A 23,369-nucleotide genomic window follows, 5' to 3' on the forward strand; every position below is an offset into this window, starting at 1 on the left:
TTTATTCGCCGAGCTCTTTTCGATCTTTAAAACCGATGATCATTTTCCTGAGATATGTCTCGGCTTCAGCATCACCTTTGACAATACGCATTGTTGCCTCAGCCTGTTTTATGGCTTCATCAAGCTGCCTATTGCCTGCATATGCTCTAGTGAGCAGTAAAGCATAACGAGCAGATTGTGGCAGCATTTCCACAGCCCTGTCCAATGCCCTGATAGCTTCTCGATATTGTTGAAGCTCCAGATAACTTTCACCCAACATACCTTGCACCTGAGGATCACCATCAGCACGGATGACTAAATCTTTCAGGTCGGTATTTGCTTCAACATACTTTTTCATCCTCATATATGCCGCTGCACGGTTTTTAATTGCTGAATCGTAGTGTGGATTTATAGCAAGTGCTTCAGAGTATTTCACCACGGCCTGTTCATAATTACCGCGCCTATGTTCAAGTGTGCCGGCAAGATTGTGAATAACAATATTTTCAGGATCACGTTCTTTTAGAAGCTCTAAAGTGCTTGACGCATCCGTAAGCGCACCAGTTTCCATCTGCATATTTGCAAGTGTCAGTAACTGTTCACTGCCTGCATATTTATTTTCAGCAAGGCTTTGAAGTAAGCTAATGGCTTTATCACCATTGCCAGAAATAAATTCAGCAATAGCCTGATTTTCAACCATATTGCTGTAAACACTTTTTTCTTCATCTGTTTTAGGGCTGATTGTATCAGCAGTACGAGCAAAATATTCTGCCGCTTCCTCGGTTTTACCAGAACCCGCCAATGCCACAGCCTTTTGCATCGTAGCCGCAGGGTCAGTACTATCCTTTTCGAGGAAATAATCCAGCACCTTAACAGCTTCAGCATTTCTGCCTGCTTTAATCAGGCTATCAGCATAGGCTCTACGTGAAAAATCATCTTCTGGTATAATAGTAAGAATATTACGCAAGATTGAATTAGCTACATCAAATTTACCAACTTTATAGAGCACATAGCCATAAAGCCGCCGTGCCGGCACATATGTTTTCCGAAGTTCTTCAAGCCTGATAAGGATTTTTGCTGCTTCTTCAAACTCTTCATCATGAGCGGCGAGGGCCGCTGAATAATAAAGCGCCACTGAGTTGTTTGGAAGCACCTGAAGGATAACATCAAGAAGCTTTTCTACTTCCTCGTAGTTTCCTTTATCAAGATAAACCCCTGCCAATTCCACAAGAGCTATATTATATTCGGGTTCCTGCTCCAAAATTGAGTTAAAAATTTGTTCAGCCTCATCAGCATCACCCTGATACCGTTTTATAGCACCTAAAAGATATTGAGCTGTTAAATCTTCCGGTGCTTTTTCCGTAGCGCTTAGCGCATACTTTTCGGCAAGTTCTAAATTGCCAAGCTCCAACTCCATAAAGGCAAGCGCTTTATCTGGAAGGTTACTCGCTGGTTTTATTTCAGACGCAACAGAGAATAAATTCCGTGCTTCATCAAAGCGCTCACGTTTCTGAGCAATATCGCCCTTCAGAAGAATAGCTTCAAATCCAGTTTCTCCCTGTAACGAAACCAGCGCCAACTCTCGCTCGGCTTTACCTAATTCACTGCTTAGCATTAATGCTTTCGCCATTGTTAGAGCTGTTTCACGACCAGAAAGACCACGCTTTCTGGCATCTTCTACAGCAACAGATGCAGCAACGCCCTGACCAGCCCCAAGATAAAGATCAGCCAACATCATAAGTTCTGCTGAAGAGGTTAAGCCCAATTGAGATCTAGCCTTAAGGATTTCTATAGCCTTCAACAAATCACCATCTTCAACAACCTGTTCTATAGCAGCTAGATCATAAGCTTTTGGATCAATCGTGGATGATGAGCCGCTGGTAGTTTCATCAGATGAACCGCAAGACGCCAGCAAAACAGCCCCAGCAAACATGGTTAATAAATTATTTCTAAACAAAGACTTAATCCCCCCACGGACATTTAGAAGCCTGATACCTAAAAGCTGTTTTAACATTAAGATCGCATTTACTTTATAGCTAAAATCAGAACACTATTTTTACTGGTATTTCTCTGTGAAATGTAATAAAGAAACAAGTGAAGTATCAAGAGTTTTACAAAAATTTTATATACTGATGGGGAACATCATGAAAGCGCTACGTTCTTTAGCTGCTGGTTTTAGTATAGCTGCATCAATGCTAGCTTTTTCTACAAATGCATCAGCACAAACCTCAATACTGGGCAGATTTGAAGCAGATGTTGGCAATTATGCTCCAGTTGCACTCGGGAGTGATGTAACCCTTGATGCATGTAATTCACAATTTGTCGCATCAACGAATAGTGATTCATATTCTGTTTGTAGCATTACACCAGCAACTACAGTTTCTTATTCATGGCTTATTCGTAATGCAGATACAGGCGCCTTAACAAACATTGTTAATACTGCAGGAACTGCTGGTAGTAATTTCGTTTTAAGCACTGGCGGAGCTGGTGATTTCATCCAAACTGCCGGAACGTATCAGTTACTATTGAATGTTGTAACGACTGCATTTCAAGTAAACATTGATACAGGATCAGGGATTATCAACGGTGTATTTGATTTTGGTACTTTTGGACAAGCGAACTCAGCATCAACAGGGTTTGTCGTCGCTCTTAATGTGACACCTGCTGCAGTGCCTGAGCCAGAAGGTTTACTGCTACTGCTTCCTGCAATGCTTTACGCTGCAACACGCCGCAAGCGGAAGAAAACTCTCTAAGTTTTCGAGATATACAGAATTCTAAAAGCCTCCGCGTATCATGCAGGAGGCTTTTTCTTTATGTGGCTAATTGAGAGACACCAGCGGCTGAGAGTTTCACCGCCTTTGCACCAAACTGAGCAAGCATCTTTTCACTTTCATGAGGCTGAAGGGCGGCCACTTTCGTAAGAGCATCCGCAACAGCACAAGAACGCGCTCTTACCAGCAAGCTCGCATCCAACCACTCACCAGAACTACGAAGTTCCCTTCGGCTGTAATCATAAAGCTTCGAGCCTCCGAAATACGCCCCCAACCCAACAAGTGCAGCTTTATTTAGAGAAACAGGAATCACACTGGATTGCTGATATCCAGTTCGTACTTCAGGATTAAATTCCACTCGCCATTCACGTGAACCAAGTGTCCTGATACAGCCACCTATATCAACCAACCCAGCATTCGCGCCCAGTTCTAAAAGAGCTTGTATGGCCAGATCAACGGCAAACCCTTTGCGAATGCCATCCAATGATATACTGAGCGGCCTACGAAGCCTTATCTGTCCGTGCTCTGATAGATCTATATCTGTCCATTCTGCCACCCCGTCAGTACCCGCAGCAGCCACATCAAATATCCCGTCTGTACGGTAAGAAATATCATTGGCTACCTGAAGCACATGCCAAAGCAAAGAAGGTACCGGAACATATTCATCAAGCGATGCATGAGATATTTCCAAAAATCTATGCCTCAAATGGGTTTGACTGGTAATTTCATCAAAGCGTTCAATGGTGTTGAAGACGGAATCGATTATTCTAGATGCACACGCATCTCCTTTTCCTACCACGGTTATTCGAGCGACTTTCCCGAACAATGGGCGAGATTTGGTTACCTGATTACAAACACATTTTTGAGGGTTAGGCATAAGTGGTACCTTGCTTTTCATTATCACAAGAAAACGTTATTAATAATCATTATTAATTGCAAGAATAATTTGTAACCTTCAACAAAAGAAACATTCACTTCGGTGATGTTAAACGTGGTGATACAAATACCAGCATATCAAACAGAGGGGATCAGCATGAGTTTACATATCGTAATTGGCACTAAAACTTACAGCAGCTGGTCCCTAAGAGGTTGGTTAGCCGTAGCACACACGGGCCTTCCTTTCCGCGAAACAAAGCTAGCGCTGGATACAGAAGAGTTCTACCGCGAAATCGAAGCCTTCAGCCCCACGAAATGCGTACCCGCTCTACAGGACGGAGATATTCAGGTATGGGATTCACTGGCGATCATCGACTATTGCGCGCACCTAACACCTGAGAAAAATTGGTGGCCTACTGGCAAAGCGGCATATGCTAGAGCGCGTAGTATATGTGCAGAAATGCATTCAGGATTTATGGCTTTACGCGGAGCCGCCCCGATGAACTTCCGAGGTAGCTGGAAGGATCTGACACTTTCTGAAGCTGTACAGAGAGACGTGAACCGTATTGACCAAATCTGGCAAGAATGCCGGGAAGGTTTTGGTCAAGCAGGTGCATTTTTATTCGGGGAATTTGGAGCAGCGGATATGATGTATGCTCCTGTTGCTAGCCGCTTCCGAACATATGGTATTCAATTAAGTCCAATCTCTCAGGCTTATGTAGATAGTATTCTCAATCATCCACTTGTATTACAGTGGCAGGAAGATGCAGCCATGGAAACTCAAGTTGTTGCACAAGATGAAATCTCGGCTAATGCAACTCAACTTGGCTGAATTTGCGATTTTATGTCCTTTGGGACACAAATAAATAGATATACTCTGACCTCAATGAAATTAAGAGGTCAGAGCCACAATGCGTCAACCACATACCATCGCTGTTATTCTATTTGAAAACCTGATGCCACTGGATGTTGTGGGACCAACAGATGCATTTATGGTTGCCAACTATTACTGGCATCGCGAACAAACGCATCCTTCTGATGACCAGTTTTACAAATATGAGTTCGTTAGCGCAGCCGAGGAAACCGTTACTTGCCTCTCAGGCCTTAAGCTACACACTTCCAAAACGATCGCTAATCAGTCACCTGATGCGTTTGACACTATCCTTGTTCCAGGTGGGAATGGTGTATTCACCGCCCTCGAAAACGCAACTCTTATTGAATGGCTCTCTATGTGCCGGCATAAGCAGCGAGTTATGTCTGTTTGCTCTGGTTCTATCCTTCTTGGTGAAGCTGGGCTTCTAAACGGTAAAACTGCCTGCTCGCACTGGATCACCTGCGATTATCTCAGAGATCACTATCCCGAAGTAAACGTAAACCCAGATGCACTTTATATGTTTGATGGGAATGTCATTACCTCCGCAGGCGTTACTGCGGGCATTGATATGGCACTTGCTATCATTGAAAAAGACCTTGGTTATGAAATTGCCTTAGCCACCGCACGACGTTTAGTAATGCACCTTAAGCGAAACGGTAATCAAAGCCAATTCAGCTGGCCAATGAAGATGCAGTATAAGCCGCAAAGCAAACGCATTCAGTCCGTCGTACATAAAATACTTTCTGAACTTCAGACAGAACTTGGCGTTGATGCTTTGGCTGAACATGCCGGCATGAGCACGAGAAACTTCAGCCGTTTATTCAAGCAGCAAATTGGCGAAACGCCTGCAAAATTTGTGGAAAAATCTCGCCTCGAATATAGCCGTATCGTGCTTGAGGAAAACCAAAAGGCGAGCCTACAAAGCATCGCTACTGTTTCCGGCTTTTCCTCTGGCGAACAATTTTCCCGATCTTTCGAACGCATCTATGGCCTTCATCCAAAGGATTATAGTGCCCAGTTCAAACTTCAACAGGAAAGTATCTCCTCATGAAAATAGCGATTTTGCTCTATCCGAACTTCACAGCGCTTGATGCCATTGGCCCCTATGAAATGCTGGCACATGGCCCGATGGTAGACCTTCAATTTGTTGCAAAAAAGAAAGAGATTATTTCCTCGGAAACCGGCTTTTTGAACATACAAGCAACAGCAAGTTTTGATGAAATAGAACAGGCTGATATTCTTGTAGTGCCCGGAGGACCAGGTGAGGCAGCGGCAGCCCGTGATAGTGAAACCCTTGCCTGGATAAGGAAAATTCATGAAACAACCCGTTTCACAACAAGTGTTTGCACGGGCTCTATCATCCTTGGCGCAGCAAGTTTGCTTAACGGCTTGAATGCAACCACCCACTGGGCGGCAGCTAAACACCTAGAACAGTTTGGTGCCTCATATCAGGCGGAACGCTGGGTACAGGAAGGCAAGATTATTACCGCCGCAGGTGTATCAGCTGGTATTGATATGGCTCTTTACATGGTTGGTGAAATCATGGGACCTGACGCTGCTCAAATGATACAGCTATCAACCGAGTATGACCCGGCTCCACCATATAATGCCGGATCACTCGCCAAAGCACCTCCCCATATTAGTGCAGCAATGACCCAGCACTTCAGCGCATCAATGGAACAGCGAAATCGAGGACTAAACTCGAACTAAACTTTTGCTTAATTTATAAATATGATCAAAGCCTGTACATAGTAACTTCACGGAGGGAGTTACTATGAAACTTAAAACACTATGCCTTTCAGTAGCTGTAACTTTTGCGGCAACTATGTCTGCTGCAGCTTTTGACAGCACTTTTTATCTGGTGCGGCACGCTGAAAAACAAGCAGACCATAACCCACCACTTACAGAAGCCGGTGTTAAACGCGCTAAAGCTATCGCTGAAAAACTAAAAGGCAAAAAGCTAAATGCAGTTTACTCAACAGATTATACGCGCACACTGCAAACAGCTGAACCAACAGCAAAGCAGCACAAGCTCGACATTACGAAATATGATCCGCGAAAGCTGAAGGATTTTGCAGTAGAACTAAAAAACCTTGAAGGTACATATCTGGTTGTTGGTCATAGTAACACAACACCCTATTTAGCATCGCTCTTGATCGGCGAGAAACTGCCCATGCTCAATGAAAAGCAATATGATCGAGTTTATATCGTACATATAGACAATGACGGTAAAGCCTCGCTCAGCATGGACTATACTGAGCCAAGAACTGAGTAATTAAAGTTTACCTTCTTTTAGAGCAGTAAATAGCTGAAGCGCTTCTGGTGCGTCCCACTTAAGCGGCCCAAGATAAAAAGCTCTGATATTACCTGCCTTGTCTACAACGAAACTTGTTGGCAAGGCACCTTCTGCCAGATCAAACATGGTTTTCATGGTTGGGTCCGCATACAGATTCAAACCTTCAACACCCCATTCTTTCAGGGTCTCTTCGGCTTCCGCAATACCGCCCCGGTTGGCATTAATTGCCACCACCTCAAACTGTTCATCACCCAGTATTTTCTCTAGATGCGCCAGCTCTTTCATCTCAGCCCGGCAAGGTGCACACCAAGGGGCCCAAAGATTGATAAGCATCGCTTTACCTTTAAGCTCTTTTAAAGCAACCGGCGAACCATCCGCGCGCATAATAATATGGCTCGATAAGGTTTGCGGTTCCTCAGGCAAGGAAAGCTTGGCCATTTCACCTTTCAAATAAGAATTTATATTACCATCCGGCGTTGCAGGGGCACGGAACAGGCTATAAGCTGCCACGCCCAGAAGGGTTATCAGAATAACTGGTAAAATAATGGCCTTCTTGGACATTCTTATCTCCGATCAGAATGGTAACTGAGTAGCGAAGAAAATAAGGATACTGCCGTGAAAGGCAAGGATACAAACGATCAAAACTCTGCGATGGAGCAGAAAAAGCACACATCTGGCGATGGCCAAAGCATGTGGGGTGGTCGCTTTGGTGGCGGGCCATCAGCAATTATGCAGGAAATCAACGAATCCATCAGTTTTGACCGACGATTGTACCGAGAAGATATCGCAGGCTCAAAAGCTCATTCTGATATGCTTGCCAAACAAGGCATTATCACGGCAGAAGACCGGGATGCTATCCACAAGGGCCTTGATCAGGTTGAACGCGAAATTGAAGCAGGACAAATGATATTTGACCCTGCTCTCGAAGATATTCACATGCATGTGGAAAGCCGTCTCCGCGAGCTCGTGGGTGATGCAGGTGCACGCCTTCACACAGGCCGTTCGAGGAATGACCAAGTAGCAACAGATTTCCGCCTTTGGTCCCGTAAAGCGATTGATGAGTTGGACACTGCTTATACTGCATTGATTAACGCAACTCTTGATCAGGCAGAAAAGTATGCAGATGCTGTAATGCCTGGGTTTACACATCTGCAAACTGCTCAGCCGGTAACCCTAGGCCACCACCTAATGGCATATTATGAAATGTTCAGCCGTGACCGCTCACGCCTACAGGACTGCCGCAAGCGACTTAATGAGAACCCATTAGGTGCTGCCGCTCTTGCTGGTACCAGCTTCCCGCTAGATCGCCATATGACATCAAACGCGCTAGGTTTTGACCGCCCAATGGCTAATTCACTCGACGCGGTTTCCGCTCGGGATTTTGCAATTGAACTTTTATCCGCCATGTCAATTGGCGCTGTTCATCTATCTCGTTTCGCAGACGAAATAGTACTGTGGGCAACATCTGCCTTTAACTTCCTAGAGCTATCTGATGGTTTCTCAACAGGCTCTTCAATTATGCCGCAAAAACGAAATCCAGATGCTGCGGAATTGATCCGCGCAAAAGTGGGTCGCATTATGGGCGCACAAAACGGTTTAATGGTAGTGATGAAGGGTCTCCCCCTCGCCTATTCCAAGGATATGCAGGAAGACAAAGAACCTGTCTTTAAAGCAGTAGATGATTTTGCGCTTTGCCTAGCCGCCATGACAGGCATGATGGAAGACCTGAAACCAAATACCAAAGTAATGCATTATGCCGCAGGGCAAGGCTTCTCAACGGCAACAGACATTGCTGATTGGCTCGTGAGAGTACTGGGCCTGCCATTTAGAGACGCACATCACGTTACTGGCGCAATTGTGAAAGAAGCTGAAACCAGAAATGTGTATCTTTCTGATTTGCCTCTTGATGCCATGCAGGCTGTAGAACCGCGAATTACAGAAAGCATCTATGATGTCCTTTCTGTCGAAGCTTCAGTAAACAGTCGCACGTCATTCGGGGGAACATCCCCTGAAAACGTAAAGAATGCTGTTAAGGCTGCGCGTGAAGCGCTTAAAGAAAGTAACTAATCATGAAAAAAACACTGACATTTGCTTTCATTATTGCCGCGGCAATAGGTGTAACCGCATGTGGTAAAAAAGGCGATGTAAACCCGCCTAAACCAAAAACAAATTCTGTATCGGTGAACTAATATGGATCATTTTCAATATCAAAATGGCGAACTGTTCGCTGAAAGTGTTGCTATCAGCAAAATAGCTGAAGAAGTAGGCACGCCTTTCTACGTATATTCTTCCGCAACACTTGAACGCCATTTTCGAGTTTTCTCAGAAGCATTTGAGGGGCTTGATACTCTTGTTTGTTACGCAGTTAAAGCCAATAGCAACCAAGCCGTACTAACCACTCTCGCGAAAGCTGGCGCTGGTGCCGATGTGGTAAGCGAAGGTGAACTTCTTCGTGCGTTGCAAGCAGGCATTCCAGCAAACAAGATTGTTTTCTCGGGCGTTGGTAAAACACGTTCAGAAATGAAAGCCGCACTTAAGGCAGGCATCAAGCAGTTCAACGTGGAAAGCGAAGCTGAATTTGAAACGCTCGATACAGTAGCTGCTGAACTGGGCATGATCGCCCCTGTCTCTGTAAGGGTTAATCCAGATGTGGATGCTAAAACCCATGCTAAAATCTCCACAGGGAAATCTGAAAATAAGTTCGGTATCCCATGGAGCCGCGCGGAAAATGTGTATCGCCGTATCGGGGGACTCAACAATCTGAAAGCCGTTGGTGTTGATGTACATATTGGCTCACAGCTTACGGATTTGGAGCCTTTCAAACTGGCATTTGCCAAAGTGGTAGAACTTGTAGAAAAGCTACGTTCACAAGGACATGCTATTAAGCATATTGATCTCGGTGGTGGCCTAGGCATTCCTTATCAGGCCGGAGTTGAAGCTCCACCTTCTCCTGGTGCTTACGGCCGCATGGTAACTGAAGTCCTTGGTGATCTCGATTGTAGCGTTATTTTTGAGCCCGGACGTATGATCGCAGGGAATGCTGGCCTTCTGATCACAGAAATGCTGTATGAAAAAACCAGCGACACAAAAAAATTCTATATCGTAGATGCAGCGATGAATGATCTGGCACGCCCGGCAATGTATGATGCGCACCATGAGATTATTTCCGTAAAATCTTCAGATATATCAACTGATAACCCTGTAGACATTGTTGGGCCAGTTTGCGAAAGCAGCGATGTATTTGCAAAGGACCGGAACTTGCCTGAGTTTCAGCCAGGCGACCTTGTTGCTATTAAATCAGCAGGTGCATACGGTGCCGTAATGGCAAGCACATACAACACACGGCCACTAGTACCGGAAGTTTTAGTCAAGGGTGAGAAGTACGCAGTAATCCGCAAACGTCAATCAGTTGAAGAGCTAATAGCGCTAGATACCGTACCGGATTGGCTCTCAACAGAGGCATAATCTTCAACTTCAAACTTCGAGAGAGCTTTATTCACCTCCGATAGAAGTTGTTCCATATTGAAGGGTTTTGTAAGAAGCCCTTCAATAAGCAACGATAAGTTATGTGCACGTTGCCGTTCATCCGCAAAGCCCGTCATTAATAGAATTGGGATATGTGGCCGCTCCGAACGCACTTTAAGTGCAAGAGAAATACCATCCATCATGGGCATAGCAATATCGCTGAGGAGTAGATCAAAATGATGATTGGTCATAAGCTCTACCGCGGCTGCGCCATCAGTAGCAATCAGCACGCTGTGACCGTGCATGGTAAGAACCCGCGAGACAAACTCTCGAACGGCCTCTTCATCTTCCACTATTAAAATACGTGCCATCAGACTTCCTCTGATATAAACCCTCTATTCTGGAGGGCAGTTAAAAGACTTAATAAAATCCCTCATTCCAAGAAAACATGAAAATCATGTTTTTTCTGTGATTGAATGAGCTTTAGCACTCTAAACTGTAGAAAATTTGACTATAATTTTAACATACGTCCAGTAATTTTACACGAATAGTTAACTATAACTATTAACTTTCAACTATAACGCGCTATATCAAACGCAATAGCATAGTAAATTCAAGTAAATTGAGGATTATTCTACTATTGTGGGTAAGCGCCTTCGGTGGAAGAGCGCGAGTCTTTTATTACAGAAACCTGCACATTTGCGATACCAACAGGTATCGGCACACGAACCTGTTCAAAATCAAGCTTACCACCACGACGGATTAAAAGCCCCGGTGGATCAAACACCCAACTATCAATTACCTGACCATTAGCGTTAAAAATCTGTGCCAGAACTTGAGGTACTTTAGCGCCAGTAGTACCAAGGTTTTCCACATATCCCCTGAGTATCAGTGCTTGTTCACCATTACGTATTTCTACGCCAGTACTACTGTTGTAGAGGACTGCATTTACTACCTCAATCGCTTCAGCATTAGATGGTGTTAGCGTTCCACCTTCCGCTTCTGCCGCTTGTCTCATTACCTCTACTTCTGATACACTTTCACCAGCTTGATCAAAAAATGCCGCTGCATTTGGCAAATACGCACGCATTAAGGTGCGATCAAAAAACACCAGATAAATTGAAGCCGCAATAAAGAGTACCAGACTAAACCACCCAACCCTCATCAAACGGCGTTCACGGGCAACTAAATCACGCTCATTCTGTTTACGCTGTTCAGCGCGGCGGCGCGTAATGAAATCATCGTCGTCATCTTCATCATCTAAGAATTCAGATCCGTATTTCTCTCGCAGAGAAGCTCCAAAATCATCACTCTCCTCGGCTGCTTCAGCTAAATCATCATCAAAATCAGAAGCTGGAGCTACATTATCTGCAAAAGGATCATCTTCCGGCTCAGGTTCTACTGAAGGCGGGGCTACTACTTCTTCACGCACAGATTGCCTAAGTGCCGCAGTTTGTGCAGCAGTGTTTGCATCTAGTTCTCCGTCAAAATTAACGGGCGTTTCTGCTACCCGTTGTTGCGGCATTTGCGGTTGAGGCTGAACAGCAGGCTGCTGAATTGGGGCTGCTTGCACCGCAGCTGGCGGCGGTGTCGGCGCAGGATCACGCAAATCAGTTGACGTTGCATGCCATGAATGCTGGCAGCGCGCGCACCGAACCTTACGCCCTTCACCGGATATTGCGCCGGCAGGAATATTGAATTTTGCGTCACATGACGGACAAACAAGGATCATAAAACTGCCTAAACCGTTGCCTTATATCGAGAACCCCATAACGCACACAGAAAGTGTACTTCAATATAGTATCTATTTCCAATCTATAGGAATGCCCATAGAAAATACAAGTAGCTATATGTGAATCCTATACTTGCTGCTTGAATTAGCGTATGCAATTCTACGCTTGTTTTGATTGGGAGGGCTTATGATAAGCTTCGAAAATGTAGGCATGCGCTACGGCATGGGCGCTGAAGTACTGACCGATGTCAGTTTTTCGCTTGATCGCGGCAGCTTTCATTTTTTGGTAGGCCCTTCAGGCGCCGGCAAAACAACCCTCTTGAAACTTCTCTATTTAGCCCACCGCCCATCCCGCGGCCTTGTGAATTTTTTTGGGAAAGATTTATCAACCCTGGAAAGGGATGCGCTGCCACGTATCAGACGCCGTATTGGTGTCGTCTTTCAGGATTATCGCCTGTTTGAACACATGACTGCTTTTGAAAATGTTGCTCTACCCTTAAGGATTCAGGGTGCGAAGAAAATACAGGTGGCGGATCATGTTGAGGAACTTCTCTCCTGGGTAGGTTTGGGCGACCGTATGCACGCGAAACCTGCAACACTGTCAGGCGGCGAAAAACAGCGAGTTGCCATTGCTCGCTCTATTATCAATAAACCAGACCTTTTGGTAGCTGACGAACCGACGGGTAACGTTGATGCGGAGATGTCACGCCGTTTGATGCAGCTTTTCGTGGCCCTTAATAAAGAGGGTACAACAACCATTGTCGCTACTCATGATGAAGGGCTCGTAAAGCGTGTTGGTGCACCAGTTCTTCGTCTTGATAAAGGCCAAATTTCATACACTCCGGGCGGTAAACCTATGGACCCAAGGAAATAGCCATGTGGGGCAAAACATTACAGTTTCTGCCTGAAAGCAGTTTACGTGAAGGCCTCCTTCCCTGGGTAATTGGTGTAATGCTGTTTTTGTGTACACTTTCTCTCGCAGGTGCTTTTGCTATTGGGCAAGGGCTTGAGAGATGGAGCAATCATCTTACCGCAAATCTATCTGTCCAGATTGTTGTAAAAGATGCAATAGAACGGGAAAACCAGACACAGGCGGCTCTTCGCCTTCTGAATGCCACGCCTGGTGTTGAAAAAGCTGAAGTTCTTGCAGATTCAGAAATTATAGCCCTTCTGTCTCCATGGTTGGGCGAAATGCCAATTGATAATAACCTACCAATCCCTACGTTGATTGATGTTAAACTGGACGAAAGTGCAGACAGACCGGATACCAAAGCACTTTCAGAACGATTGAGAGCCGCAGCACCCGGTACTCAGCTTGATGATCATCAAGCATGGATGACTCAAATTCTTGAGCTCGCCGCTATTATTCAAATTCTCTTATGGTCTGTCGTCTTTATGGTAGTGATGTCCACTGTTGCTATCGTTATATTTGGGTGCCGTGCAGGTCTTGCGACCCATCACGAAAGCATTGAGATTATGCACCTGATGGGTGCTGAGGATAAAATGATCGCTAAGGCTTTTGATGCCCGATATTTAATTCACGGCCTCAAAGGGGGACTGCTCGGCGTTATTCTCGCGGCTACCACGCTATGGGTGTTATCACGCATGGCAGAACGCCTTGGACAAGGCTTGATTAGCGCAAGCTTGCCAGATTTAAGCTATCTTTCATGGCTTTTCATTCTCCCCATTGCTGCCGCAATTATTACTATGCTCACTGCCCGTATCACTGTACGTAAAGCACTACTGGAATTGATGTAGGACTGGTTTTGAAAAGCTCGAGCTTTAGCATACACCGCTTTCTTCTAAAGCTGATTGGCTATCTCATAATTGCATGGGGTATTGGCTTCGCTTTATTTTGGATACGCCTACCCTATGCAGCCAAAACAGATACAACAGCCAGTAAGTCAGACGCTGTTATTGTCTTAACCGGCGGACCTAACCGGCTCGAAACAGGTATTACTCTTCTGGAAAACAAGGTTGCAGGCCGCATGCTTATATCAGGCGTCCATGAAGATGTACGCCCTAGCGAGCTGGCAGTCCGGACAGGAGCTAATCCAGACCTTTTTGCTTGTTGTATTGATTTAGGTTATGCAGCTGACAGCACCATTGGCAATGCCCAAGAATCAGCTGATTGGGTACATAAGAACAGCTTTCAAACTATTCTGCTCGTAACCTCAGATTATCACATCCAGCGTAGTTTGATTTTGTTTCGAAAGCATTTGCCAAATACAAGTATCACTGCTGTTTCGGTACCCACAAAATTACCCGTGCTAAAACTGGCAAAAGAATATAATAAATACCTCATCACGCTGGTGCGTGAAGGATTAAACCTATAAGTCAACGTCTGGAGAGTACCCTTGGTAAAGCAATTGCGCCTTGCTATCGCTGTTATGTTTGTTGCCATTTTGGTATATAGCGGCCTTTGGTTCACCGCTGCTTTTCAGGCAGAGAAGGATACAGTGGCTCTTCTTAGTTCCTGGCGTGACCAAGGCATCCAGATAGAGCACGGCAATATCAGTCACAGTGGTTTCCCATACCGTATCGCTGTTGAAATTGAAGACTTTGATCTTCGCACTCGTAGTCGTGGCCTCGATATCCATACAGATCAAATGGTTCTAACCACACATCTGTGGACAGCAAATCACTGGGTAGCGCAAATTTCTGGACTAGAGGCCAAATTCGCAGACAATACTCTAGCAATGCGCGATGGCGCTTTGAATGCGAGCTACAAACTCTATGAAGACGGTCAACGCGTTATTGCAATCGACAGCCTATTAACAAACGATCTCAACATAGACCGTTTCTTCGGAACTGTTCCCCCACAACTGACCAGCCTTCAACTTTTCTTGCGTTTTGGTGATACAGATAAACAGGCAAAAGAAGGCCTTTATGGTGAACGATACCTAGATGTAAAACTTGTTGCCAGTACAGACATAACTTCCTTGGAAGCTACCGGTGGTATCTCTGGCCCTATTATTCATGACTGGAACAAAAGGGAACTAGAAAACTGGCGTGATGAAGGTGGACTTATGGAATTCAGTATCATTGATATTCGCTCACAGGGTGGTCGTGTTAGAGGCAACCTGAGTGCAACACTGGATGAAAACCTTAAACCGCTTGGCAGCGCCAGCATGACTGTAAATGGGGGTGAAAATATCCAAAAGCTGCTTCGAACAACAGGTATTAACCCAGCTATCATCCCATCTTCCGGCGCACTAAACATCATGCTACAAAATGGTAGATATTCGAGCGGCACAGATGCGGCCGGACAGCTAAAACCTGTTCTAGATTAATCTTCGTGCGTCCGGCCAAAGTCAGCCGCAGCATCATCTTGGCCAGCATCAATAATACGACGGCGGATACCACGTGTACGGGTGAAGAGATCGAAGAGCGCATCGCCGTCACCCCAGCGAATTGCACGCTGTAAAGCCGTTAAGTCTTCCGAGAAACGGCCAAGCATCTCCAGGACTGCATCCTTATTATTCAAGAATACATCTCGCCACATAGTGGGGTCAGACGCCGCAATACGTGTGAAATCCCGGAAACCACCTGCGGAGTATTTAATCACTTCTGAACGGGTTACTTCTTCCAGATCTGACGCAGTACCTACAATATTATAGGCGATCAGGTGCGGTACGTGGGATGTGATTGCAAGCACCAAGTCATGGTGCTGTGGTGTCATAATTTCTACGCGGCTACCAAACGCTTTCCATAGCGCTGAGAGCTTTTCCAGCGCAGCTTCATCAGCACCTTCAGGCGGTGTGATAATACACCAGCGATCATCAAAGAGAGTTGCAAAACCAGCGCTTGGACCAGATTGTTCTGTACCCGCAACCGGGTGACCAGGGATAAGATGCACACCTTCAGGGAGAAGCGGATCAAGCGCCTTGAAAACACTTTCTTTTACTGAGCCTACATCACTGATGATAGCGCCAGCTTTCAGGTTGCCTGCAATAGCAGCACCAACAGAAGCCATTGCTCCAACTGGTACTGCAAGCATAATAAGATCAGAGTTATCAACGGACTTTGCTACGTCAGTATAATATTCGTCAGCAAGTTCCAGGTCCCTTGCTTCTGAAATAATGGCTTCATTTGCATCCACGAGCGCCAGTGTTTCACAAACTTCATATTTGCGAACAGCCCGGGCAACAGATGAACCAATAAGGCCCGCACCAACAATGGTGATGCGGTTAAATATACTGTCTGTAGCGGTCATTATTTATCCAAGAAACTCTTTAATCAGCGCAATAACGCCCTTGTTCTGTTCTTCCGAACCAATAGAGATACGTAGGTGGTTTGGAAGCGGAGGCAAGGCACGAACAAGATAACCACGCTTTGTCAGGAATTCATTACACGCCAGCGCGCTTTTACTTTCATCCGGGAATTCAACAAGTACGAAATTAGTTTGGCTTTCAACAGCTTTAAGGCCAAGTGCATTCAACTCAGCTGTTAGCCAATCACGCCACATTGTATTGAATTCCACAGATGCCTGAAGATGCGCTTCGTCTTTTACAGCTTCAATTGCAGCAGGCTGGCCCGGTACACACACATTAAACGGCATACGCACACGGTTGATCACATCAATAATGCCCGGCGCACCATATGCCCAACCAACACGCAGCCCTGCGAGCGCATACATTTTTGAGAAAGTACGTGTCATGATCACGTTATCATGCTTTTCAACGAGGCTTTCTCCTGCTTTATAATCATCGGCTGTTACACACTCGGCATATGCAGCATCAAGGACAAGAACCACACTTTCCGGCAGACCAGCATGCAGACGCTCAATCTCTGACCATGTATTATAAGCACCTGTTGGATTGTTCGGGTTATCAACAAACACAAGCTTGGTGTCTGATGTAACCGCCTCAAGAATACCGTCTACGTCAGCGGCCCAGTTTTTGTTCGGCACTGCAATACCTGTAGCGCCCACCGCCCGTGTTTGAATTGGGTAAACCATAAAACCATATTGGCTATAGATTACCTCATCACCCGGACCTGCAAATGTATGGATCAAAAGAGTAAGGAGTTCATCGGAACCAGCACCACAAATAATATTATCTGCGTTCAGATTATAAACATCCGCAATCGCATCACGAAGATCATTTGAATTGGCATCCGGGTAGCGCATAAGGCCACCAGCAGTATCTTTGAACGCTTCAATAGCTTTTGGGCTTGCGCCAAAAACAGACTCGTTTGAAGAAAGCTTCACTACTTCCTCAACACCCTCAACCTTGGAACGACCCGGCACGTAAGGCGCCATATCCATAATCCAATCATGAGCTTTCGGGGATGCCATTTTAATTCTCCAATATTTATACTAATCCGCTACGATTCCCTGTGTACCGCAGTTTCAAAACAGCTTGGACACTATAGCGGCATTCACTAAAGCGCAAGTTCAGTGAAGCTTCGTTTTCACTTTTTACAGACACCACAAAGTTACAAGCCTCTTGAGCGCAAATCCGCGATCTTTATAATATAATATCTTCCATGGAAGATAATTATCTTGAATATATATTCCATGGCAACTATATACATGGATAATAACTGGATATCAGTATGGCTAATAAGCAATTGATCATTGATGCGGACATGAGTGTTGAGCATAAAGTAATGGGCCTTTTGGCCTGTATTGCTCAGGAAAAGAAAAGTGAGATGGAACGCCTGCTCAAACCATCAGGCCTCTCTATTCTACAGCTCTCTATTCTGCATTCACTCTCTTTTGCTCCAAAGAAAACCCTTACGGTTTCTGATTTGAAAGCAACACTGGTGGATGACAACCCCAATGTATCTCGCACACTTAACAAGCTGGTTGAAGCAGGCCTCGTGACCAAGCTTCGCAGCGAGCAAGACCAACGTACGGTTTATGTATCCATCACCGACGCTGGTGAAAAAGCCCATACAGATGCGGATCAATTGCTCCTCAATCAACGCATAGATCTTCCAGAAAATGAAATGAACGCGCTTTATGAAATCCTGAAAAAACTCTGAACGCTAAAGGCCCTATTATGCTTACACTACACCACCTGGAAAACTCACAGTCCATCCGCATTCTATGGCTCCTAGAAGAACTGGGTATAGAATATGCTTTCAAAATGTATGATCGGGACCCAGCTACAAGGCTTGCACCTTCTGAATATAAAGAAATATCACCGCTAGGGACTGCACCAGCGATTACCGATGGTAACGTCACCCTGAGCGAATCCAACGCTATCATTGATTATATTATCGAAACATACGGCGACGGAAAGTTACGGCCAAAAACAGGCACACCCGAACGTACGGATTATCTATTTTGGTTTCATATGGCACAAGGCAGCCTGCAGCCGCTGTTAACGAACAGGTATGTTTTTTCAATGATGTCAGGCAGAGCTCCCCTCTTCATCAAACCTATCGTTGCCAGTATTGGTAAAAAACTGAATGAAAACTTCATCGCCCCACGCCTTGAACGCATACTGGTACAAATGGAAGCCCAACTCGCCAAAACCAAATGGTTCACAGGAGATGAGCTAACAGCAGCCGACATCACCATGGGCTACTGTGTGGAAGTAATGGCCGTACGTGTTGGTCTCGGCGATCGCTACCCTCATACCCAGCGGTATCTGGAGCAAATGCGAACACGCCCAGCTTATCAGGCAGCGCTCAAAAAAGATGGAAAGTTCAAACCACTCGCATAGCGTTTCAATAGTTTCTGACCTTTTGCGATAGTTTTCCCTCGTTGACATTAAAGGCGCTTGCGGGTTTTCTGGCGTAAAAGCAGCAGGAACAAAAGTGTGAACACATCAGCTTGCAACAGTGCTAGTCTCTTTACTGAAAGCCCACTTGAACTGGACAGTGGCGCTACCCTTTCGCCTGTAAATGTCGGTTTTGAAACATACGGCGAACTGAATGAGGACCGTTCTAACGCTGTCCTCATCTGCCATGCACTTACCGGTGATCAGTATGTAGCGAGCAATCACCCCATCACCGGCAAACCGGGTTGGTGGGAACGCATTGTCGGTCCGGGCAAGCTCGTAGACACCAACAAATATTTTGTTATTTGCTCAAATGTACTTGGAAGCTGCCTTGGTACCACAGGGCCCAAGGAAATTAACCCGGCTACTGAAAAACCGTGGGGTATTGATTTTCCGGTTATTACCATTCGCGACATGGTGAAAGTCCAAGCAGCGCTGCTGGATCATCTGGGCGTGGACACACTCTTTGCTCTGATAGGTGGTTCAATGGGTGGCATGCAGGTGCTCGAATGGCTTACTACATTCCCAGAACGGCTACATAGTGCCATCGCTCTCGCTACAGCTGCCCGCCATACGGCACAAAACATCGCACTTCATGAAGTCGGCCGCCAATCTGTGATGGCCGATCCCAACTGGAATGGTGGGCGATATTATGAAACTGAAACAAAACCAGACAAAGGCTTGTCTGTTGCCCGTATGACAGCTCATATTACTTACCTGTCTGAAGATGCATTAACTCGTAAGTTTGGCCGTAATCTTCAAAGCCGGGACGCCGTTACTTTCGGGTTTGATGCCGATTTTCAAGTTGAAAGTTACCTTCGTTATCAGGGCAGCACGTTCGTGGATCGGTTCGATGCTAACAGCTATCTTTACATTACTCGTGCGATGGATTATCTGGATATCGCTGGCAGGCATGACGGCAGACTAGCGGACGCCTTTAAAAATGCATCTCATGTTCGCTGCTGCGTAATCAGTTTCTCAACAGATTGGCTTTACCCAACCGCTGAAAACAAGCGCATTGTACATGCACTAAATGCAGCTGGTGTTCCTGTAAGCTTTGCCGAAATCGAATCGCCACACGGTCATGATGCTTTCCTTCTAGAGGAACCAGAGATGGATCAGATGATTGAAGGCTTTATTTCAGCAGCAGCTAAAGCGAGAGGGCTCAGTTCATGACCGCACTTAGAAAAGACCTTCAGCTTATTGCTGACATGATTGAACCTGAAAGCCGCGTATTGGATGTGGGCTGTGACGATGGTGCCCTTTTAGACTATCTGGTGAACGAGAAAGATATCGATGGACGCGGTATTGAAATCAGCCAAAAGGGTGTAAACAGCTGTGTCGCCAAAGGCCTGTTTGTGGTGCAAGGTGATGCTGATAACGACCTTCACGAATATCCAGACAACACCTTTGATTATGTAATATTATCTAAAGCGCTACAGGCGATGCATAAACCTCGTGAGGTAATGCTCAATCTCCTCCGGATTGGAAAACGTGCGATTGTCACTATCCCCAACTTCGGCCAGTGGCGTGTACGTTTCAGCTTACTTACCCGAGGCCGTATGCCTGTAACCAAGGCGCTTGATAAAACATGGTATAACACCAGCAACATTCATTTTTGTACGATTACTGATTTGTTTGATTTAATCGAACAGGAAAACTTAAAAGTGGCAGAGTTTGTACCTCATATGAGCGACGGAACACGCCTCAATATGGGCAGAAAACGTGCGAATTGGCACGCTGATCAGGCTCTCTTTTTATTGGAAAAATAATTATAGTTCAGGAAGCTCGCGGGTAATAACTACACCGTCTGCATCAGCAATTACCCAATCACCCGGGTGAATCGTAACACCACCAAAAGCGACTTCCACATCGATCTCACCGCGGCCCAGCTTTTCAGTTTTTCTCGGGCAACTACCTAGCGCCTTAATACCAATATCTTCACGGATAAGTTCGTGTTTATCTCGTATGCAACCATAAATCACAACACCAGCCCAGCCGTTACGGTTGGCATCTAGCGCTAGATTCCCCCCCATAAGGGCGGTTCGGCAACTACCTTCACCGTCCACCACCAATACTCTACCTTCGCCTTTGCCAGCTAGAAGTTCTTTCACTTTGGAATTATCATCCAGTGTGCGTACAGTTACCGCAGGACCGGCGAAATCTCGCCGCCCCCCAAAATCTCGGAAATCGACAGACAGAACAGCCGCGTCACTGCCCACTGCATCGCATACGTCTGCAGTTGCAAGTCTCGGTGTTTTTAAAATGCCTGCCGTCATATGTTACTTCCCGTTTTTATGAATAATCGGCACCAGCATATCACCCCAGCCGCCCTCTTCATTATGGTATCTTGACGCACGCATCAGCTCAACCGTCACACCTTTACCCACGGCAGAGATAACCGCGTCATTAAGGCGGTGCAGTGCATTGGCTACCTGACGGATCGCCATTTCCTGACTTTCTTCCATTGATTGGCTTTCAGGTGTATCGCTCATGAGTTTATCTCCACAAGAGTTGAGTAATTTAATAACGAAAACACTATATTTTGCGCAATAATAATACAAGAAATAATCTAATAATATTTCATGTCGACGCAAAACTAGCGTATAAGTATTACACATAGAAAACAACAATAGGTGAAACTACTTACCAAAAGGTAGCTATATGGGTTTCCCCATCTTTCAAGGGCCAACGAAACAAATATCTAGTGACGTTCTCGCAAATGGGTAAGAACCGGACGCGCCTTCATTTTCACCGTTTTCTTGGGAAGTGCACCATAAACCTGCTTTCTGGCAGTAACGATAAGCGCACCACCCAGATTTTTGCCCATCATACCCATGAAATGCTCGGAAACGCGCATCAAGTTAGCAGCACCCAAAAAGTTTGTAGGCGGCATCATCAAAGCAGTTTGCCATGCCTCTGGAGGCAGCATCTGTTCGGTCATCAAGCGGAATAACTGGCTTTTAGAATAAGGTTTTCCGTGCCCGAATGGTGTTGCTTCGGCTGCAGACCATGTACGCATCCTGTTTGGCACAACCACAACAACCTGCCCGCCCGGCGCCAAAACGCGCCATACTTCTCTGAGTAAATGTGTTGGTTTATGTGCATGCTCCAGTGCATGTATAAGCAGCACTCTATCAACTGACGAATCCGCAAGTGGCAGGTTATACTGGTCCACAAGTGCAGTCTGAATGTCACCTAAGGACGGCCAATGGCATACACCTTGCCGCTCCGGCATAAATGCGAGAAACCTTGCGAAGCTATCTTCGCCTTCACTGCCCGCCAAGGCATCCAGATACGGTAATGTATAGCCAAGACCAATCGTAATAGCCCCAGTTTGCGTTGGCAAAAGTCCTTTAACCCGCGCAGAAATAATCTGAGCTGCTTGAGTACCCAAACGTGTTTCATAAAACCTATGTAAAGTGAGTACATCAGGTCTCACGCGATATCTCCAGCCAATTAACCAGCGGTTCCCACAGGCCTTTCTTAGCCCTGTCTCCAACTACCATACCTATATGCCCTGATGGTGGCACATGTTTTGTGACATTCGAGATTTTTTCTGCAATTGCAAAGGCACTCGCTTGCGGCACCAAACGATCTCCCTCTGGCGCAACAACAAAGGTAGGACAATCAATATCTTCAGGTTTCACAGGCAGTCCAGCAACCAACCATTCACCCTTCGTGGTTAAATTCTGTTCATACCAATAAGACAAACATTCCTGCCCCACTTTTTTAGCTAAAGGGCCTCCATTATTTGCCCACATCTCCATGGCAGCAAAAAAATCAGCTGCTTCGCCTTTATGCTTTCCGTCCGCGTAAGCGCGGAACTTACGGTCATTCAACGTGGGATCAACACTTGTGAAAAAGGTCTGTAAAATATCCACACCAACTGTGCTGCCTTCCACGAGTTTATCTAAAAACCTTAGCATTTGCGGAGCATTACGCCTGCCGGGATGGGGTTTATCCGTATTAAAATCCCAGGGCGCTGCAAGCAGTACTAACTGAGAAATCAATCCCTCTGTTCGGGCTGCGGCAGCCACACTCAAAGTCCCCCCCATACAGTAACCAACGAGAGGGATAGCCTTACCCGCCATTTGAACAACATGCTTGATAACCGGTATTAGCCGTTCAGAGATATATCCATCCAAGCCAAAATATTTTTCCTCATCCCCCGGGTCACCCCAATTAACAAGGAGTGGTCTATACCCTTGATTTCTCAGGAAACCAGCCAAACTTCTTTCCGGCATCAGATCGAGAATATAATGCGGATTAATAAGGCTAGGCACCAGAAGAATAGGTGTCCCCTCCCCACCCAAATCATGTAATTTCACACATCCAATTTCATATGTAATCGGGGCATCAGTAACTGGTGGCTCGAAAGTATGTGCCAGATATTGGTTAAGGCCTTTCAGAAATTTATTCTTTCTTGCAGATGCCTGCTTCTCAAGTTCTTTGTGGAAAGCAGTATCAGATATACCATAAAGTCGTTCTTTTAGATTCGCCACCGCCGCTTCAAGTTGAGGGTGCCAAACACTGGAATTCAGCCCAGCTTTACCGGCAAGTATGGCTCCACCCCAGATTGCTTCACTATTGGTGAAGTGAAGAGACAAAGGCCTCGGCCCTTTGATCCTGCCAGACATAGTCA

At 45.7% G+C, this 23,369-nt stretch carries 26 protein-coding genes; 15 read left to right on the forward strand and 11 right to left on the reverse strand.

The window, feature by feature from the left end:
* Position 1: 1 nt before the first annotated feature.
* Entirely contained in the window at positions 2–1,933 is a 1,932-nt protein-coding gene (locus tag KFE96_RS16880; protein ID WP_255833707.1) for a tetratricopeptide repeat protein, read from the reverse strand.
* A 187-nt stretch (positions 1,934–2,120) separates the two neighbouring features.
* Here KFE96_RS16880 and KFE96_RS16885 point away from each other — a divergent pair, with 187 nt between their 5' ends.
* Positions 2,121–2,729 carry a hypothetical protein gene (locus tag KFE96_RS16885; RefSeq protein WP_255833708.1) on the forward strand — a complete coding sequence of 203 codons (609 nt, stop codon included), beginning with the start codon at positions 2,121–2,123 and terminating at the stop codon, positions 2,727–2,729.
* A 58-nt stretch (positions 2,730–2,787) separates the two neighbouring features.
* Here KFE96_RS16885 and KFE96_RS16890 read toward each other — a convergent pair whose 3' ends face one another.
* The gene (locus tag KFE96_RS16890) at positions 2,788–3,624 is read right to left on the reverse strand and encodes an FAD:protein FMN transferase (protein ID WP_255833709.1); all 837 of its coding nucleotides are present in this window, start codon (positions 3,622–3,624) and stop codon (positions 2,788–2,790) included.
* 156 nt (positions 3,625–3,780) lie between these two features.
* Here KFE96_RS16890 and KFE96_RS16895 point away from each other — a divergent pair, with 156 nt between their 5' ends.
* The 4 genes from KFE96_RS16895 to KFE96_RS16910 all read left to right on the forward strand — a co-directional run bounded on the left by KFE96_RS16895 (position 3,781) and on the right by KFE96_RS16910 (position 6,772).
* Positions 3,781–4,455, forward strand: a complete 675-nt coding sequence (locus KFE96_RS16895) for a glutathione S-transferase family protein (protein WP_255833710.1) — start codon at positions 3,781–3,783, stop codon at positions 4,453–4,455.
* A gap of 79 nt (positions 4,456–4,534) precedes the next feature.
* Positions 4,535–5,548, forward strand: a complete 1,014-nt coding sequence (locus tag KFE96_RS16900) for a GlxA family transcriptional regulator (protein ID WP_255833711.1) — start codon at positions 4,535–4,537, stop codon at positions 5,546–5,548.
* On the forward strand, positions 5,545–6,207 hold the full coding sequence (locus KFE96_RS16905) for a DJ-1/PfpI family protein (protein WP_255833712.1): 663 nt from the start codon (positions 5,545–5,547) through the stop codon (positions 6,205–6,207). Before KFE96_RS16900 ends, KFE96_RS16905 begins: the two co-directional genes overlap by 4 nt.
* A gap of 64 nt (positions 6,208–6,271) precedes the next feature.
* Positions 6,272–6,772, forward strand: coding sequence for a histidine phosphatase family protein (locus KFE96_RS16910; protein WP_255833713.1), 501 nt, complete (start codon positions 6,272–6,274; stop codon positions 6,770–6,772).
* Here the strand turns inward: KFE96_RS16910 and KFE96_RS16915 are convergent, their stop codons facing one another.
* Complete coding sequence (locus KFE96_RS16915) at positions 6,773–7,354, reverse strand: TlpA disulfide reductase family protein (RefSeq protein ID WP_255833714.1); 582 nt, start codon at positions 7,352–7,354, stop codon at positions 6,773–6,775.
* A gap of 90 nt (positions 7,355–7,444) precedes the next feature.
* Between KFE96_RS16915 and argH the strand changes: the two genes are divergently transcribed.
* Both argH and lysA read left to right on the forward strand, forming a co-directional pair.
* Positions 7,445–8,860 carry an argininosuccinate lyase gene (gene argH, locus KFE96_RS16920; protein ID WP_370650604.1) on the forward strand — a complete coding sequence of 472 codons (1,416 nt, stop codon included), beginning with the start codon at positions 7,445–7,447 and terminating at the stop codon, positions 8,858–8,860.
* A 123-nt stretch (positions 8,861–8,983) separates the two neighbouring features.
* A complete protein-coding gene (gene lysA, locus KFE96_RS16925; protein ID WP_255833716.1) occupies positions 8,984–10,258 on the forward strand; it encodes a diaminopimelate decarboxylase in 1,275 nt (424 codons plus the stop codon).
* Here the strand turns inward: lysA and KFE96_RS16930 are convergent.
* Together KFE96_RS16930 and KFE96_RS16935 are read right to left on the reverse strand one after the other, a co-directional pair.
* Positions 10,195–10,629, reverse strand: coding sequence for a response regulator (locus tag KFE96_RS16930; protein ID WP_255833717.1), 435 nt, complete (start codon positions 10,627–10,629; stop codon positions 10,195–10,197). The genes lysA and KFE96_RS16930 overlap by 64 nt on opposite strands.
* 266 nt (positions 10,630–10,895) lie before the next feature.
* A complete protein-coding gene (locus KFE96_RS16935) occupies positions 10,896–11,990 on the reverse strand; it encodes a zinc-ribbon domain-containing protein (protein WP_255833718.1) in 1,095 nt (364 codons plus the stop codon).
* Positions 11,991–12,177: 187 nt separating this feature from the next.
* Here KFE96_RS16935 and ftsE point away from each other — a divergent pair, with 187 nt between their 5' ends.
* Genes ftsE through KFE96_RS16955 form a run of 4 tightly spaced genes read left to right on the forward strand, consistent with a single transcriptional unit; the run spans position 12,178 to position 15,283 of the window.
* Positions 12,178–12,864: a cell division ATP-binding protein FtsE gene (gene ftsE, locus KFE96_RS16940; protein ID WP_255833719.1), complete on the forward strand. Its 687-nt coding sequence runs from the start codon at positions 12,178–12,180 to the stop codon at positions 12,862–12,864.
* Between the two features lie 2 nt (positions 12,865–12,866).
* The gene (locus tag KFE96_RS16945) at positions 12,867–13,748 is read left to right on the forward strand and encodes an ABC transporter permease (RefSeq protein WP_255833720.1); all 882 of its coding nucleotides are present in this window, start codon (positions 12,867–12,869) and stop codon (positions 13,746–13,748) included.
* Positions 13,749–13,756: 8 nt separating this feature from the next.
* Positions 13,757–14,326 (forward strand): YdcF family protein, encoded by a 570-nt coding sequence (locus KFE96_RS16950; protein WP_255833721.1) that lies wholly within the window; start codon positions 13,757–13,759, stop codon positions 14,324–14,326.
* A 21-nt stretch (positions 14,327–14,347) separates the two neighbouring features.
* A complete protein-coding gene (locus KFE96_RS16955; RefSeq protein ID WP_255833722.1) occupies positions 14,348–15,283 on the forward strand; it encodes a DUF2125 domain-containing protein in 936 nt (311 codons plus the stop codon).
* Here the strand turns inward: KFE96_RS16955 and KFE96_RS16960 are convergent.
* Both KFE96_RS16960 and hisC read right to left on the reverse strand, forming a co-directional pair.
* A complete protein-coding gene (locus KFE96_RS16960) occupies positions 15,280–16,206 on the reverse strand; it encodes a prephenate/arogenate dehydrogenase family protein (protein WP_255833723.1) in 927 nt (308 codons plus the stop codon). The two genes, KFE96_RS16955 and KFE96_RS16960, sit on opposite strands and share 4 nt — an antisense overlap.
* Positions 16,207–16,209: 3 nt before the next feature.
* Positions 16,210–17,289 carry a histidinol-phosphate transaminase gene (gene hisC, locus KFE96_RS16965; RefSeq protein WP_255833724.1) on the reverse strand — a complete coding sequence of 360 codons (1,080 nt, stop codon included), beginning with the start codon at positions 17,287–17,289 and terminating at the stop codon, positions 16,210–16,212.
* 260 nt (positions 17,290–17,549) lie between these two features.
* Between hisC and KFE96_RS16970 the strand changes: the two genes are divergently transcribed.
* From KFE96_RS16970 to metW, 4 genes are all read left to right on the forward strand, one after another.
* Positions 17,550–17,981 (forward strand): MarR family winged helix-turn-helix transcriptional regulator, encoded by a 432-nt coding sequence (locus tag KFE96_RS16970; RefSeq protein WP_255833725.1) that lies wholly within the window; start codon positions 17,550–17,552, stop codon positions 17,979–17,981.
* Between the two features lie 17 nt (positions 17,982–17,998).
* The gene (locus tag KFE96_RS16975; protein ID WP_255833726.1) at positions 17,999–18,667 is read left to right on the forward strand and encodes a glutathione S-transferase family protein; all 669 of its coding nucleotides are present in this window, start codon (positions 17,999–18,001) and stop codon (positions 18,665–18,667) included.
* A 96-nt stretch (positions 18,668–18,763) separates the two neighbouring features.
* Positions 18,764–19,900, forward strand: a complete 1,137-nt coding sequence (locus KFE96_RS16980; protein WP_255833727.1) for a homoserine O-acetyltransferase — start codon at positions 18,764–18,766, stop codon at positions 19,898–19,900.
* A complete protein-coding gene (gene metW / locus KFE96_RS16985; protein ID WP_255833728.1) occupies positions 19,897–20,496 on the forward strand; it encodes a methionine biosynthesis protein MetW in 600 nt (199 codons plus the stop codon). Before KFE96_RS16980 ends, metW begins: the two co-directional genes overlap by 4 nt.
* Here metW and rraA read toward each other — a convergent pair whose 3' ends face one another.
* From rraA to KFE96_RS17005, 4 genes are all read right to left on the reverse strand, one after another.
* Complete coding sequence (rraA, locus tag KFE96_RS16990; RefSeq protein ID WP_255833729.1) at positions 20,497–21,003, reverse strand: ribonuclease E activity regulator RraA; 507 nt, start codon at positions 21,001–21,003, stop codon at positions 20,497–20,499.
* Between the two features lie 3 nt (positions 21,004–21,006).
* Positions 21,007–21,219 carry a hypothetical protein gene (locus KFE96_RS16995; protein WP_247017322.1) on the reverse strand — a complete coding sequence of 71 codons (213 nt, stop codon included), beginning with the start codon at positions 21,217–21,219 and terminating at the stop codon, positions 21,007–21,009.
* 209 nt (positions 21,220–21,428) lie between these two features.
* Positions 21,429–22,166, reverse strand: a complete 738-nt coding sequence (locus tag KFE96_RS17000) for a methyltransferase domain-containing protein (protein ID WP_255833730.1) — start codon at positions 22,164–22,166, stop codon at positions 21,429–21,431.
* Complete coding sequence (locus KFE96_RS17005; protein ID WP_255833731.1) at positions 22,156–23,364, reverse strand: alpha/beta fold hydrolase; 1,209 nt, start codon at positions 23,362–23,364, stop codon at positions 22,156–22,158. Before KFE96_RS17005 ends, KFE96_RS17000 begins: the two co-directional genes overlap by 11 nt.
* Positions 23,365–23,369: the final 5 nt, after the last annotated feature.

Source organism: Kordiimonas sp. SCSIO 12603 (assembly GCF_024398035.1).
Lineage (GTDB): Bacteria > Pseudomonadota > Alphaproteobacteria > Sphingomonadales > Kordiimonadaceae > Kordiimonas.